This is a genomic window from Micromonospora inositola, assembly GCF_900090285.1.
Lineage (GTDB): Bacteria > Actinomycetota > Actinomycetes > Mycobacteriales > Micromonosporaceae > Micromonospora > Micromonospora inositola.
In genome coordinates, this window is sequence record NZ_LT607754.1 from 3,438,224 (window position 1) to 3,452,921 (window position 14,698).

Genomic DNA, 14,698 nt, shown 5'->3' on the forward strand with positions numbered 1-14,698 from the left:
CGCCCCGACATGCCACCGCCCGCGTCGCTCACCGGCGGGGAGCCTCGCTGACCACGTTCGGCGACACGGTGTTGGCCGCCTCCACCGCCCAGTCCAGCGCGTAGTCGGCCTCCTGCTCCCAGCCCGGCTCGCCGCCCACGAAGTGCGACCGGCCCGGGAACTCGTGGTAGGCGGTCACCGCCCGGGAGCTCCGGTAGAGCTGGGCGTTCGCGGCGGCCAGCGACGGCGGCACCACATGGTCGGCGCCCCCGGTGGTCAGCAGCAGCGGCGCCCGGTCGTCCCGGTGGGTGTCCGCCTTGGCGGCGGAGTTCGGGTCCAGGTTGGCGAAGGCGCCCTCGAAGAAGACGTGTCCGGCAGCGGGGACGGCATACCGGTTCCAGGCCGCGTCGGAGTCCGACCGGCTCATCGTGTTGCCGAAGGCGTACGCGAAGTCGTCGGCGGTGAACGGCACCGCGCGGTGCCGGTTGGCCGGGCTGCGCAGGATGGAGAACCCGGAGCGTAGGGTGCTCAACGGCAGCTTCAGCACGCCCTTGACCGGTGCCGGGTCCACCCCGACGCCCGCCGCGCCGAGGCCGCGGGAGATCAGCAGCTGGGCGAACAGGCCGCCGAACGAGTGCCCCATGATGATGGGCGGCCGGGGCTGGTCCCGGATGATCGCTTCGTAGTGGTCGACGATGTCGGCGATCCGCTGCTGGGCGATCGGGGTCGGGTCCGCTCGCAGCGCCTCGACCTCGCCCTCCATGCCCGGCCAGGCCGGCGCGAGCACCCGGAAGCCCTGGGCCTCGTACCGGTCCACCCAGTGTTCCCAGCTGCGCGGAGTCATCCAGAGGCCGTGGATCAGCACGATCGTGTCGACCCGTCCGGTTGGCGCGCTGGCCATGGTGCCCTCCCCGGTGGCGCGGACGTGGACCGGAGGCGCTTACCCGGCGCGGGCCGGAGCGCACCCGCCGGGACCTGACAAATGTCATGGTCGGAAGGTGACGCCCGCTCCGGGGACGGGACGGCCGCTCGCCGGAGCATTCTTGTCATGACCGACACCGCACCGGCCGTCGAACTGGCCGGACTCACCAAGACCTTCGGCCCGGTGACCGCCGTCGACGGGCTCAGCCTCCGGATCGAACCCGGTGAGGTGGTGGCCTTCCTCGGCCCCAACGGGGCCGGCAAGACCACCACCGTGGACATGCTGCTCGGGCTGGCCCGCCCGGACGCCGGCAGCGTCCGGGTCCTCGGCGGCACCCCCGCCGACGCCGTCCGGCACGGCCGGGTCGCCGCCGTGATGCAGACCGGCGGGCTGCTCAAGGACCTCACCGTCGCCGAGACGGTACGGATGACCGCGTGCTTCTACGGCCGGACCCGTCCGGTGGGCGAGGTGCTGGACCGGGCCGGCATCGCGCCGATCGCCGACCGCCTGGTCGGCAAGTGCTCCGGTGGCCAGCAGCAGCGGCTGCGCTTCGCCCTGGCGCTGCTCCCGGACCCGGACCTGATGGTGCTCGACGAGCCGACCACCGGCATGGACGTCGAGGGGCGCCGGGACTTCTGGCAGGCCATCCGCGCCGACGCCCGCGCCGGCCGGACCATCCTCTTCGCCACCCACTACCTGGACGAGGCCGACGCGTACGCGGACCGGATCGTGCTGGTGCGGCAGGGCCGGGTGGTCGCCGACGGCACCACCGCCGAGATCAAGAACCTGGCCGCCGGTCGGGTCGTCCGGGCCACCCTGCCGGACGCCGACCAGGCCGTGCTCGCCGCCCTGCCCGGCGTCCGGGCGGTCGAGGTGCGCGGCGACGCGGTGCTGGTCCGCACCGACGACTCGGACGAGGTCGCCCGGCACCTGCTCACCCGCACCGCCGCCCGGGACCTCGAGATCACCTCCCGCAACCTCGAGGACGCCTTCCTCGCCCTCACCACCGACGGCCCGACGGCCGACAGCCCGATCGCCGCCCGTCCGACCGCCGCCCGTCCGACCGCCCACACCATCGGAGCCTGAGATGACCGTCGCCGCCCCGCCCGCCTCGTCCACCGCTCGCGCCGACCGGCGGCCGCCCGCCCTCGGCGGGTTCTCCACCGCCGTGCTGGCCATCGAGATCCGCCGGGTGCTGCGCAACCGCCGGACGCTGATCTTCATCCTGGTCATGCCGGCGGTCTTCTTCCTCCTCTTCGGACTCCCGCAGCGGGGACAGGAGCTGCCCAACGGCCGCCCGGTCACCGGCTGGATCATGATCAGCCTCGCCGTCTACGGCGCCATGGTCGCCACCACCAGCGCCGGCGCCGCGGTGGCCACCGAACGGGCGCTGGGCTGGAGCCGGCAGCTCCGGCTCACCCCGCTGCGCCCGCCCGCGTACGTGGCGACGAAGGTGGCCACCGCCATGGTGCTCGGGCTAATCGCGGTGCTCGTGGAGTTCGCGGTCGGCGCGGCCGCCGGGGTCCGGCTGCCCGTCCAGGTCTGGCTGCTGTCCGGCCTCACCGCCTGGCTCGGCTCGCTGGTCTTCGCCGCCTTCGGGCTCTTCATCGGCTACCTCGCCCCGGCCGAGAACGTCATGCAGTTCATGGGCCCGATCCTGGCGATCCTGGCCATGCTCGGCGGTCTCTTCGTCCCGCTCGACCTGCTGCCGCACGCGCTCCAGCAGATCGCCAAGTTCACCCCGGTGTACGGGGTCGGCCAGCTCGCCCGGGCCCCGCTGACCGGGGCCGGGATGGACTGGGTGGCGCTGGCCAACCTGGCCGGCTGGACCGTGCTCTTCGGCCTCGGCGCGGCCCGGCTGTTCCGCCGCGACACCACGCGGGTCTGACGGGGACGGCGGACGCTAGCGTGTTCAGGATGCAGCTTCCGCCGGACCGGAACTATCTGGAGACCCGTCACTGGCGGGTCACCGGCTGGTTGCTCGCCGCGGTCTGGCTCTTCTTCCTCAATATCCCGCTGCTCGCCGCCCTGCACCAGCCCGAGCCGTGGCGACGGGTGGTCGGCGCGGCGACCCTGGTCGCCTTCGGCGTCTTGTACGTCTTCGTCTTTCAGTGGGCGCGCGGCCGGCGTCTGGAGCGCCGGGGGATCCCCGTCGCCCGGGCGTGGGCGGCCGTGGCTTTGCTGCTCGGGCTCGGGCTGGCCGGCATCCCAGGGACCGGCGGCGACTGGTTGACCACCCTGGTCTTCGTCGCCGCGGCGGCGGTGTTCCTGCTGCCGAGCCGGCAGTCGCTGGTGGTGGTCGCCCTCGCCGCGCTCACCCCGCCGGTGACGGCCGCGCTGGTGCCCGGCTGGGAGGCGGAGGGCACCGTGGTCTTCGCGGTGCTGCTCGCCTCCTTCGCCATGTTCGGGGTGACCCGGCTGACCCAGCGCAACAGCGAGCTCCAGGCCGCCCAGCAGGAGATCCGCCGGCTGGCGGTGGCCGAGGAGCGGGCGCGTACCGCCCGGGACCTGCACGACATCCTCGGCCACTCGCTGACCGTGGTGGCGGTGAAGGCCGAGCTGGCCGGCCGGCTGCTGGAACTGGACCCGGCCCGGGCGGCCACCGAGATCGCCGACGTGGAGCGGCTGGCGCGGGAGGCGCTGGCCGACGTGCGGGGCACCGTCGGGGCGTACCGGGGGATCAGCCTGGCCGGGGAACTGGCCGGCGCCCGCTCCGCGCTCGCCGCCGCGGGCATCGCCGCGGAGCTGCCGGACACGGCGCCGGAGCTGCCGGCGGAGCGGGACGAACTCTTCGGCTGGACGGTACGGGAAGGGGTGACCAACGTGGTCCGGCACAGCGGGGCGCGGCGCTGCGTGATCCGGGTGGAACCGGGCCTGGTCGAGGTCCGTGACGACGGGCGGGGACCCGAAGCGGCGTCGTCCGGGCCGGGCGGGCACGGGCTGGTCGGGCTGCGCGAGCGCGCCCGGCGGCTGGATGCCGCGGTCACCGTCGGCCGTCGCCCGGACGGCCCGGGCTTTCTGCTCCGCGTCACCCTCCCGGTCGACCAGTGACCGAGCCGATCCGGCTGCTGCTCGCCGACGACCAGGCGCTGGTCCGGGGCGCGCTGGCCGCGTTGCTCTCGCTGGAGCCGGACCTCACTGTGGTCGCGGAGGTGGGGCGGGGCGACGAGGTGGTCCCCGAGGCCCGCCGTACCACGCCCGACGTGGCCCTGCTCGACGTGGAGATGCCCGGCCTGGACGGGATCGCCGCGACCACCGCGCTGCGCGCCGCCGTGCCCGGCTGCCGGGTGCTGGTGGTGACCACCTTCGACCGTCCCGGCTACCTGCGGCGGGCGATGGAGGCCGGCGCGAACGGCTTCGTGGTGAAGGACACCCCGGCCCGGCAGCTCGCCGACGCGGTCCGCCGGGTGCACGCCGGGCTGCGGGTGGTCGATCCCACCCTGGCGGCGGAGACCCTGGCCACCGGGGCCAGTCCGCTGACCGAGCGAGAGACCGAGGTGCTGCGGACGGCCCGCGGCGGCGGCACGGTGGCCCAGCTCGCCGCCGTGCTGCACCTGTCCGAGGGGACGGTGCGCAACCACCTCTCCGCGGCGATCGGCAAGACCGGCGCCCGGAACCGGGCCGACGCGGTGCGCGTCGCCGAGGAGAACGGCTGGCTGCTCGGCGAGTGAGCCTCAGGCGGTGGCCGTCGGGGCGGGCAGATCGGGCCGGGCGGGCCGGGTCAGGGCAGCTTCGCGCCGATGTGGACGGCGACCGCGTCATGGGCGTTGATGTTCGCCGCGAACCAGCCGTTGCCGTCCACCGTGATCACCGGCCCGCTGCACGAGCCGTTGCTGAAGTCGCCGTGGATGACGTCGCAGTACCGGCCGGCGGGCAGCCCCGTGTAGTAGGAGCGGCCGGTGATGGCGAAGTCCTCGTCGTTGATGGTCAGGTAGCCCTTGCCGGCCCGGCTGAACGCGATGTGCTGGTAGCCGTTGTCGTACCAGTTGGCCACCGCGGCGCCCTGGGTGGCGTTGTTGAACGCCACCATGTTGGCGATGACCCGCCAGCGGTGCTCGCACTGCCAGCCCGAGTAGCAGGTGGTGTTGAGCGTCTTGTTGTTGGCGTCCGAGGGCGGCCCCTGGTCCTTGTTGCTGAAGGTGAAGCTCGACATCACCGTCGGCGACCCGTACGGCCAGGCCAGCATGAACGCGTTCGCGAGCGCGTAGCTGCCGCCGTTCTTGTAGGTCAGCACCCCGCCGTCGCGCTGGGTGTCGTGGTTGTCCACGAAGACCGCGGCCGAGCCGGTGGGCAGGTAGCCCCACGCCGCACCGAAGTTCTTCAGGTACGCCAGCCGTTCGCTGTTGAACATCCGGGCGAGGTCCTTGCCGTACCGGAACTCGTGCACGTCGCCGTTGCCGGTGTACTCGGTCGGCTGGATCGGCTCCCCGGCGCCGTAGATCACCTCCTGCACGACGTACGCCGAGCGGGAGAGCTTGCCCTTGATGGCGGCGATGTCGGCGGCCGGCATGTGCTTGCTGGCGTCCAGCCGGAACCCGTCCACGCCGAGCGAGAGCAGGTCGTTGAGGTACCCCGCGATCTTTGACCGGACGTAGTCCGACTCCGTCCTGAGGTCCGACAGGTTGACCAGCTCGCAGTTCTGCACCTCGTACCGGTCGTTGTAGTTGACGATGTCGTCGCCGCCGTTGCGGCCGCAGTGGTGGAAGTCCTGGGTCTGGTAGATGCCCGGGTAGTCATAGTGCCCGTACGACGAGCCGGCCCAGCCCGTGCCGCCGTTGTCCTGGCCGGACATGTGGTTGATGACGGCGTCGACGACCACCTTCACGCCGGCGGCGTGGCAGGTGTTCACCATGGACTGGAACTGCGCCCGGGTGCCCTTGCGGGACTCGATCCGGTAGCTGACCGGCTGGTAGGCCACCCACCACTGGTTGCCCTTGACGTGCTCCTGCGGCGGCGAGACCTGGACGTAGCCGTAACCCTGGGGGCCGAGCACGGTGGTGCACTCGCTGGCCACCGAGGGGCAGTTCCACTCGAAGAGCTGGGCGATGACCTTCCTGGTGCCCGACGGGGCCGCGGCAGCCGGGGGAGCCGCCACTGCGGTCGGTACGAGCAGGCTGGCGATCATGCCGAGGGCGAGGACCGCCGAGCGGCATCGGCGTCGATGCATCGGGACTCCTGGGGGTACGGGGACGGGGGTGGCGCGGCGCGGGGGAGGGATCTCAGTGCCGGCTTCTTGCAGATCCGGCCTGAAATTTTCGGCAAGGTTACAAGCGTGTTGCAACAACTGTCAACGGATGGAAATGCGTCGTTGCGTAGTGCGCTACACGCGCGTCGGGCCGGGACGGTTCGACCGGCCGGCCGAGAAATTCGCCACCGGGCTGATCCGCTCGCCGTGCCGCTCCGTACCTGAGGAGGGAGCAGGGTCGGCCGGTGGGGGCGCCGCCGTGAGACACGATCGAGGAGCAGATGGCCCGGGCAGAGCAGAACGAGAAGGCGGCGACCGTCCGGACCACCAGCACCAGTCGAGGTGCCCGGACCCGGTCGAAGTCCGCGATGGTCGCGCTGACCCTGTCCGCGCTCGCCCTCGCCTGGGCCGGCGTCGAGCTGGCCGGCGCGGGCACCATGATGTACGCGTACGGCTTCTTCTTCACCGAGTTCTTCGCCGGGGTGGTCGCCCTGGTCTCGCTCAGCCTCACCGTGATGATGGGGCTGCTCGCCACCGACCGGCTGGTGCTGCTGATCCGGCACCGGGTGCTGCTCCAGTCCGCGCACCGGGCCACCGGCATCCTCGGCGTGGCCGGGCTGGTCGTCCACGTCATCACCAAGATCTCGATCGGCCGGGCCGGGCCGACCGACGCCGTGGTGCCGTTCATCGGCGGCCGGGGGCTCTACGTCGGACTCGGCACGGTGGCCTCCTTCCTCATGGTCAGCGTGCTCTGGACCGGCCTGATCCGGGTCCGCTTCGCCGGCGTCGGTCCGAAGTGGCTCTGGCGGGCGCTGCACTCCATGGCGTACGTCTCCTGGCCGTTCGCCCTGATCCACGGCCTCAACGCCGGGCGACCGGCGAAGTCCTGGGTGGTGGTGAGCTACCTCGCCTGCGTGCTGCTGGTGGTGGCGGCGCTGCTGGTCCGCGTCTCCGTCCACCTCGGCAGGCGCAGCCGGGAGCAGCACCGGGCCGCCGCGCTGAACCAGGCGATGGCCGGCAGGCCGGCCGAGGAGAGCCGGAGACTCTTCGCCGGCCTGGTCCGCCGGCGCTCCGCCGAGGAGGAGCAGAGCCGCGCCGGCCGGGGCCGGGAGGGCGGCTGGGCGGAGACCACCGCGACCTCGTGGACCGCGCCGGCCGGCACCGCCCGCCGCCGCGACCCCGACCGGTTCGCCGTGCCGGTGGTGCCCGAGCCCGGCTCGCTGCGGGAGCCCGTCCGGGCGGCGACCCGGCGCCGGCGCGAGGAGGAGCTGGCGCCGGCCGCGGTACGGCGGGGCGAGGTCCCGGCGGCCCGCCGCCGGGACGACGAACGGCCGGCCCGGCGACGCGCCGCCGAGCCGGAGCCCGCCAGCCGGGGCCGGGCGGGCGAGCGGTCCGACCGCCGGTACCGGGACGAGGAAGAGGTTGCCTCCCGACGGTCCCGCGCCGAGGTGGACGCCCGCTACTCGGCGCCGCCGCGGCGGGCGGTCGCGCCGGAGGAGCCGTGGGACAGCCCGCGGCGGTGGGAGAGCAGCGAACGGCCGGTCTCCGCGGAGCCCAGCTCCGCCGGGCCGATCTCGGCCGGCCCGGTGTCGGCCGGGCCGATCTCCGCGGCGCCGCGCAGCGGCGGTGGTCGGCACAGCGTCGAGGACGAGGTGCCGGAGGAGCCGGACTACTGGCGGCCGCCGGCCCGGTACGTCCCGGACGACCTGCCGGTCGACGACACCCCCACCCTGGTCGACCTCGCCTCCCGGCGGGCGCTGCGGGCCTCCGGCGAGAGCCGGTCGTCCCGGCGGCGCCGGGCCAGCGCGGAGGCGGTCGACGGGGCGTACTGGGCCGGGCTGCGGGGTGAGGCCAGGTGATGCGGACGACGGTGCCACCGGTCGCGTGCGTCGGCGAACCCCGGCTCACCGCCGGCTTCGCCGAGTTCGGCCGGCTCGACCTGCTCGCCCACGAGGAGGTGCACGGCCCGATCGGGCCGATGCAACCGGCCAGCCTGCTCCGGCTGGCCGAGGCTATCGACCTCAAGGGCAAGGGCGGCGCCGGTTTCCCCTTCGCCCGCAAGCTGCGTGCCGTGCTGGGGTCCTGCGAACGGCAGAGCCTCTCCGCCGTGGTGGTGGTCAACGCCACCGAGGGGGAGCCGGCGAGCTGGAAGGACAAGGTGCTGCTCACCCGGGCGCCGCACCTGATCCTCGACGGCGCGGCGCTGGCCGCGTACGCGCTGGACGCCGAGGAGATCGTGATCGGGGTGGCCGACGACGACGTGGGCCGGCCGTCGCTGACCGAGGCGCTGCAGGAGCGCCGGATGCCGGTGCCGACCAGCATCGTCACCGTGCCGCACCGGTTCATCTCCGGCGAGGGCGGCGCGCTGGTCAACGGCATCAACGGCCTGCCGCACATCCCGCCCGGGACCAAGAAGCGCTCCAGCGACTCCGGGGTCGGCGGGCTGCCCACCCTGCTCTCCAACGCCGAGACCTTCTCCCAGCTGGCGGTCGCCGCCCGGCTCGGCCCGTACGAGTACGCCGCACTCGGCACCGACGACGAACCGGGCACCGTGCTGCTCACCGTCACCGGGGCGGCCGCCCGACCGGCGGTGGTGGAGTGCGCCGCGGGCACCCCGCTGCGGGAGATCCTCGAGCTCTGCGAGGTGCCCGACGGGCCCGGGATCCTGATGGGCGGCTACCACGGCAAGTGGATCACTCCCGAGGCCGCGGACCGCGCGGAAATCTCCCGCAAGGGGCTGACCGCCGTCGGCGGCACCCTCGGCGCCGGCATCATCGTCCCGCTCGGCCGGGACACCTGCCCGCTCGGCGAGGCCGCCCAGGTGGTCCGCTACCTGGCCGGCGAGTCCGCCGGGCAGTGCGGGCCGTGCAAGATGGGCCTGCCCGACCTGGCCCGCGCCGTCGACCTCGCGGTCTCCGGCAGCGCCCCGGTCGAGATCGTCCGGGCCGCGGCCGGCGACGTGAAGGGGCGCGGCGCGTGCAGCCACCCGGACGGCACCGCACGGTTCGCCCTCTCCGCGCTGGAGGTCTTCGCCGAGGACCTGCGGCTGCACACCACCGGCGAGGGCTGCGGCAAGCGGGTCACGGGCGTGATGGGACTGCCCGGGGCGCCCGACGTGAACCCGCAGAAGCTCACCCTGGACTGGTCCCGGTGCGACGGGCACGGGCTCTGCGCGCACGTGGTGCCGGACTTCATCCGGCTCGACGCCAACGGTTACCCGGCCTTCCCGCCCACCCCGGTGCCGACCTGGCTGCGGGAGGGCGCGCTCAAGGCGGTCAAGGTCTGTCCCGAACTCGCGCTCAGGCTCGCCAGGGCCGAGTAGCCGACCGAGAGGAGACGCGGATGTCGCGTCGTACGTCAGCGCCGACCCGGGCGGTCCGGTCCGGACGCCTGGTCACCGCGGCCGTGCTGGTCGCCGCGCTGCTGGGCGCGGCCTCCTGCGCGGTCGGCCCGGAGCCGGGGGCGCCGGTGGGCGCGGTCGCCGCCGCCTCGCCCGCCGCCGCGCCGGTGGTCCCGGCCCGGGTGCCGGAAACGCTGAAGTTCACCGCGAAGACCCTCGACGGTACGCGGTTCTCCGCCGCCGAGCTGGCCGGCAAGCCGGTGGTGCTCTGGTTCTGGGCGCCCTGGTGCGCCACCTGCGCCAGTCAGGCGTGGACGGTCGCCGAGATCGCGCCGAAGTACCGGGACACCGTGCCGATCGTCGGCGTCGCCGGCCTGGGCGAGCAGCAGGCGATGAACGAGTTCGTCACCGAGTTCGACCTGGCCGGCACCCCCCAGCTCGACGATCGGGCCGGCACGCTGTGGCGCCGGTTCGAGGTGGTCGAGCAGAGCACCTTCCTGATCATCGACCGGAACGGCCGGGTCGTCCACCAGGGCTTCCTCGACGGCGAGTCCCTCAGCCGGCGGGTCGCCGCGCTGGCCGGATGATGACCACCCCGCTGCTGCTCGCGCTGACCGCCGGCATGCTCGGCGCGGTCAACCCGTGCGGCTTCGCGATGCTGCCCGCGTACCTGTCGCTGCTGGTCGCCGGCCCGCCGGACAGGCGCGGCGCGGTCGGCCGCGCGCTCACCGCGACCGCCGGGCTGACCCTCGGCTACGTCGTGGTGTTCGGCGCGTTCGGCCTCGCCCTGGCGCCGCTGGCGGACCGGCTGCGCCCCCGGCTGCCCTGGACCACCGTGACGCTCGGCCTGCTGCTGGCCGCCGTCGGCTGCTGGCTGCTCGCCGGCCAGCGGCTGCCCACCCCGCGCCCGTTCGCCCGGGCGCCCCGGCTGAGCCGTTCCTGGGCGTCCATGGCGCTCTTCGGCATGGCGTACGCGCTGGCCTCGTTGACGTGCACGATCGCCCCGTTCCTGGCCATTGTGGTGACCAGCCTCCAGGCCGGCTCGACGCTGCGCGGGCTGGCGCTCTTCGGGGCGTACGCGGTCGGGATGGGGCTGGTGGTCGCGGTGGCCGCGCTCGGCGTGGCGCTGCTGCGCGGCCAGGTGGTGGCCCGGCTGCGCGGCGCCGGCGCGCTCGTGCCCCGGCTGAGCGGCCTGGTGCTGCTCGTCGCCGGCGGCTACGTCGCCTGGTACGGCTGGTACGAGGTCCGGCTCGCGCTGGGCCGGCACGACGCCTTCGGCGACCCGGTCGTGGTGGCCGCGGGCCGGGTCCAGCAGGCCCTGTCCGCCGGGCTGGACGCGGCCGGCCCGGCGGTCCTCGCGGTGGCCCTGGTCGCGCTGCTGCTGGTGGCCCTGCCGCGGCGGGCGACGGCCGCGGCCCGGCGCGGCGGGCCCGCCGTCAGCCTGGACCCGGATCGGGTCCCGCGGCGCGCGCAGGGAGGTGCCGAGCCGGGCCGGGACGACGAACGGCGGGCGTCGGGAGGACCCGACGCCCGCCGTTCGGGTGCGGTCAGCGGACCGGCGTGAGCCGGTCGGCGCCCAGCTTGTCGTGGAGCACCTCCGGCACCAGCACCGAGCCGTCGGGCTGCTGGAAGTGCTCCAGGATGGCCGGGAAGAGCCGGCTGGTGGCCAGCGCCGAGCCGTTCAGCGTGTGCACGAACCGGGTCTGCTTGCCGCCCGGCTCCCGGTAGCGGATCGCCGCCCGGCGGGCCTGGTAGTCGCCGCCCCAGGAGACCGACGACACCTCCTTGTACTTGCCGGTGCTCGGCATCCAGACCTCGACGTCGAGGGTCTTCTTCATCGCGGCGCTGGCGTCGCCGGCCGCGAGCAGGCTGGTCTGGTAGTGCAGCCCCAACTGCTCGACCAGGCCCTCCACGTGGGCGACCATCGCCTCCAGGGCGGCGTCCGCCTGCTCGGGCAGGGTGAACTGGAAGATCTCCACCTTGTTGAACTGGTGGCCGCGTACGGTGCCCCGCTCGTCGGAGTGCGAGCCGGCGGCCTCGCGGCGGTAGCACGGGGTATAGGCGAACGCCTTCAGCGGCAGCTTCGCCGTCTCCAGGATCTCGTCCTGGTACGCCCCGAGGATCGCCGTCTCCGCGGTGGGCAGCAGGAACTGCCCGCGCGGGGCGGACTCCCGGTCCAGGTGGTAGACGTCGTCGTAGAACTTCGGGAACTGGCCGGCGGCGAAGCCGGCGCTGTCCAGCAGCAGGTGCGGCGGGAGCAGGAACTCGTACCCGGCCTGGATGTTCTGCTCGATCAGCCAGTTGACCAGCGCCCACTCCAGCCGGGCGCCCATGCCGGTGTACATCCAGAAGCCCGAACCGCCGAGCTTGACGCCCCGCTCGTGGTCGACCAGGCCGAGCGCGCGGGACAGCTCGATGTGGTCGCGGACCTTCTCGATGACCGGCGGCTCGCCGAAGGTCTTCACCACCCGGTTGGCCTCCTTGCCGCCGGGCACGACGTCGTCGGCGGGCAGGTTGGGCAGCTCGCTCATCGCGGTGCGGAGCCGGGACTGCACCTCGTCCAGCTGGGACTCCAGCTCGGCGAGCTGCTTGCGCTCGGCCTCCGGCGCGACGGACTCCGGCGCGGTGCCGGCCCGCTTCGCCTGCGCGTACGCCCGAGCCTCCGCCTTGCGGCGCTGCCGCTCGGCGTCGATCTCGCTGATCAGGGCGCGGCGCTCCTGGTCGAGCCGCTGGATCTCGTCCAGCGCCCGGTTGACCTCGGCGGGATCCAGACGCTTCGCCAGCGCGGTCGCCACCGCCTCGCGATCCTTCCGGATCAACTCCATGTCGAGCATGCTGCTCGTACGCCTCCGTCCAGGCAGTCAGGTGGGACCACCAGATGCTACCGTCGCGGCCCCGTCCGGCCGTCCCGCACCCGGGACCGGCGGTCAGAGCCGGACGGGCATGAGGACGGAGAAGGCGTGCTCGTCGTCCGGGCGGCGCACGGCCAGCGGGGCGATCGGCCCGTCCAGCTCCAGCAGGAGCTGCCCCCGGTCACCGGCGTCGAGGGCGTCGAGCAGGTACTCCCGATTCACCCCGACCCGGACGGCGTCCGCCTCCGGCGCCTCGTCCGGCCCGACCACCCGCAGCCCGCCCCGCTCGTCCAACCCCAGCACGGTCACCTCGGCGCGTACCCCGTCGTGCTCCTTCACCAGCACCGGCGCGCCCTCGGCGGTCATCGCGGCGCGCAACGCCACCACGTCCACCACCACCCGGTGCGCCGGCGCGCCGGTGACATGGCCGTGCAGCAGCCGGCGGTAGTCCGGGAAGTCGTACGGCAGGGGAGCGGTGCGCACCGTGCGGCCGGCGACGGAGACCTCGACGGTCTCCCGGTCGACGGTGACGTGCGCGTCCGGGGTGATCCCGGCGCCGGTGTCCAGCAGGGCGCGCGCCTCGTCGACGAAGCCGACCGGGACGAGCACCCGCACCGGCGGGCCGTCCATCTTCCACCCGGTCCGGGCCACCGCCAGCCGGTGCCGGTCGGTGGCGACCAGCCGTACGCCGTCCGGCTCGACCTCCAGCAGCACCGCGGACAGCGCCGGCAGTTCCGGATCGGCGCCGACGGCGAAGCGGACCGCGTCGACGGCGGCGGCGAGGTCGGCACGGTGCAGCACGAGACGGGTGGTCATCGGGGTCTCCTCGGGGTCGATCAGGGCACGGACCCGGGAGAGCTCACGGCGGGCGTCGGCGAGGCCGTCCTCCAGCCGGCGCAGGTGCGCGTCCAGCAGCCGGCCGACCACCGCCGGCTCGGACCGGTGCCGCAGCGCGGCGCCGATCTCGGCCAGCGGCATGCCGACCCGGCGCAGCCCGGCCACCAGCCGAGCCGGCGCCACCTGGTCGTCGGTGTACCAGCGGTAGCCGGTCACCGGGTCGACCTGCGCGGGCACCAGCACGCCGGAACGGTCGTAGAACCGCAGCGCGCTCACGGTCAGCCCGCTGGCCCGGGCCAGCTCGCCGATGCTGCGCAGTTCGCTCTCCACGACGACCGATCCTGGGCCCTCAACCCGGTCGAGGGTCAAGCCGTCGGGCCCGCGTCGACCACGCGGAACGTCATCCCCGCCTTGACCAGGCGCTCCAGCAGGGCGTCGCCCATCGCGGTGACCGGGGTCACCTGCCCGGAGGTCGGCGGCAGGTCGTCGCACGCCAGGCAGAGCGCGGACTCGGCGAGCATCTTCGCGGTCTCGTCGTACCCGGGGTCGCCGCCGGCCACCTCGGTGAGCACCTTCCGGCCGCCGCCGAAGCCGAGGAAGCGCACCGTGAACCAGGACTTCGCCCGCTGCTCGGCGGTCGGCCCCTGGCCGGAGGCGAGCCGGCCGAGCAGCCAGCGCCGGGTCGGCGGCAGCTTCACCAGCCCGACCAGGCCGGCCATCCCGACGCCGGCGACCAGGATCGTCGGCAGCCGCTTCACCGCGGCGAAGTGCCGGTAGCGGAAGTCCGGGCCGTACTCCGGGCGGGCCGCCGCCGACCGGCGGACCACCTGCGGGTCGATGGTCGGCAGCGGCACCACCCACCTGCCCAGCTCCTTGGACCGGCCCACCTTCCCGGGCACCGCGCGGACCCGGCGGCCCTCCGGGCGCGGCTCGACCGCCTTGCGCGCCTTCGCGGCCCGGCTCATCTCCCCGGTCCGGGAGAACGCGGTCAGCGCCGAGTGGTACGTGCCGGCGGAGAACCGGCCGCCGGCCCGGACGAAGCCGTCCACGGTGATCGGCCCGTCCGACGGGAGCTGCTTGACGGTGTACCAGGCGCCGAGGTCGTGCGGGATCGAGTCGAAGCCGCAGGCGTGCACCAGCCGCGCGCCGGTGCGGACCGCCTCGGCGTGGTGCCGCACGTACATCAGGTCGACGAACTCCGGCTCGCCGGTGATGTCCAGGTAGTCGGTGCCGGCGGCGGCGCAGGCCGCGACCAGCGGCTCCCCGTGGTGGATGTACGGGCCGACGGTGCTGGCCACCACCCGGGCGCTCGCGGCGACCGCGCGCAGCGACTCCGGGTCGGTCACGTCGGCGGTCAGCAGCGGCAGACCGGACAGCGCCGGGTCGATCGCGGCGAGCCGGTCCCGCACCGCGGCCAGCTTGCCCGGGTTGCGGCCGGCGAGGGCCCAGCGCAGTCCGGTGGGGGCGTGCCGGGCCAGGTACTCGGCGGTCAGCGCGCCGGTGAAGCCGGTCGCGCCGAACAGGACGAGGTCGTGCGGGCGGTCGTCGCGCATCCGCCGAGTGTGCCACCCGAGGGCGCGCGG

Annotated in this window: 13 protein-coding genes; 8 read left to right on the plus strand and 5 right to left on the minus strand. The window is 74.4% G+C overall.

Features of this window, described 5'->3' with window-relative positions; genetic code table 11:
* Positions 1–28: 28 nt before the first annotated feature.
* Positions 29–880 carry an alpha/beta hydrolase gene (locus GA0070613_RS16525; protein ID WP_089013121.1) on the minus strand — a complete coding sequence of 284 codons (852 nt, stop codon included), beginning with the start codon at positions 878–880 and terminating at the stop codon, positions 29–31.
* Between the two features lie 147 nt (positions 881–1,027).
* On the opposite strand from GA0070613_RS16525, the gene GA0070613_RS16530 reads away from it, so the two are divergent.
* The 4 genes from GA0070613_RS16530 to GA0070613_RS16545 are packed head-to-tail and all read left to right on the plus strand — an operon-like array spanning position 1,028 to position 4,572.
* Positions 1,028–1,987, plus strand: a complete 960-nt coding sequence (locus GA0070613_RS16530; protein ID WP_089013122.1) for an ABC transporter ATP-binding protein — start codon at positions 1,028–1,030, stop codon at positions 1,985–1,987.
* A 1-nt stretch (position 1,988) separates the two neighbouring features.
* Positions 1,989–2,789, plus strand: a complete 801-nt coding sequence (locus tag GA0070613_RS16535) for an ABC transporter permease (protein ID WP_089013123.1) — start codon at positions 1,989–1,991, stop codon at positions 2,787–2,789.
* Between the two features lie 29 nt (positions 2,790–2,818).
* Positions 2,819–3,952, plus strand: coding sequence for a sensor histidine kinase (locus GA0070613_RS16540; RefSeq protein ID WP_089013124.1), 1,134 nt, complete (start codon positions 2,819–2,821; stop codon positions 3,950–3,952).
* Positions 3,949–4,572 carry a response regulator transcription factor gene (locus tag GA0070613_RS16545; RefSeq protein WP_089013125.1) on the plus strand — a complete coding sequence of 208 codons (624 nt, stop codon included), beginning with the start codon at positions 3,949–3,951 and terminating at the stop codon, positions 4,570–4,572. Before GA0070613_RS16540 ends, GA0070613_RS16545 begins: the two co-directional genes overlap by 4 nt.
* Before the next feature lie 50 nt (positions 4,573–4,622).
* Here GA0070613_RS16545 and GA0070613_RS16550 read toward each other — a convergent pair whose 3' ends face one another.
* Positions 4,623–6,068, minus strand: a complete 1,446-nt coding sequence (locus GA0070613_RS16550; protein WP_089013126.1) for an alpha-amylase — start codon at positions 6,066–6,068, stop codon at positions 4,623–4,625.
* Positions 6,069–6,367: 299 nt separating this feature from the next.
* On the opposite strand from GA0070613_RS16550, the gene GA0070613_RS16555 reads away from it, so the two are divergent.
* The 4 genes from GA0070613_RS16555 to GA0070613_RS16570 are packed head-to-tail and all read left to right on the plus strand — an operon-like array spanning position 6,368 to position 10,990.
* On the plus strand, positions 6,368–7,945 hold the full coding sequence (locus GA0070613_RS16555) for a ferric reductase-like transmembrane domain-containing protein (RefSeq protein ID WP_089013127.1): 1,578 nt from the start codon (positions 6,368–6,370) through the stop codon (positions 7,943–7,945).
* The gene (locus GA0070613_RS16560) at positions 7,942–9,408 is read left to right on the plus strand and encodes an NADH-quinone oxidoreductase subunit NuoF family protein (RefSeq protein ID WP_089013128.1); all 1,467 of its coding nucleotides are present in this window, start codon (positions 7,942–7,944) and stop codon (positions 9,406–9,408) included. The genes GA0070613_RS16555 and GA0070613_RS16560 overlap by 4 nt, the downstream gene beginning before the upstream one ends.
* A gap of 20 nt (positions 9,409–9,428) precedes the next feature.
* Positions 9,429–10,013, plus strand: coding sequence for a TlpA family protein disulfide reductase (locus GA0070613_RS16565; protein WP_089013129.1), 585 nt, complete (start codon positions 9,429–9,431; stop codon positions 10,011–10,013).
* Positions 10,010–10,990: a cytochrome c biogenesis CcdA family protein gene (locus tag GA0070613_RS16570; protein ID WP_089013130.1), complete on the plus strand. Its 981-nt coding sequence runs from the start codon at positions 10,010–10,012 to the stop codon at positions 10,988–10,990. Before GA0070613_RS16565 ends, GA0070613_RS16570 begins: the two co-directional genes overlap by 4 nt.
* On the opposite strand, the gene serS is transcribed toward GA0070613_RS16570, so the two are convergent.
* From serS to GA0070613_RS16585, 3 genes are all read right to left on the minus strand, one after another.
* Positions 10,974–12,260: a serine--tRNA ligase gene (gene serS / locus GA0070613_RS16575; protein ID WP_089013131.1), complete on the minus strand. Its 1,287-nt coding sequence runs from the start codon at positions 12,258–12,260 to the stop codon at positions 10,974–10,976. The two genes, GA0070613_RS16570 and serS, sit on opposite strands and share 17 nt — an antisense overlap.
* A gap of 93 nt (positions 12,261–12,353) precedes the next feature.
* Positions 12,354–13,433 carry a DNA polymerase III subunit beta family protein gene (locus tag GA0070613_RS16580; RefSeq protein WP_089015990.1) on the minus strand — a complete coding sequence of 360 codons (1,080 nt, stop codon included), beginning with the start codon at positions 13,431–13,433 and terminating at the stop codon, positions 12,354–12,356.
* Between the two features lie 47 nt (positions 13,434–13,480).
* Positions 13,481–14,668: a saccharopine dehydrogenase family protein gene (locus tag GA0070613_RS16585; RefSeq protein WP_089013132.1), complete on the minus strand. Its 1,188-nt coding sequence runs from the start codon at positions 14,666–14,668 to the stop codon at positions 13,481–13,483.
* Positions 14,669–14,698: the final 30 nt, after the last annotated feature.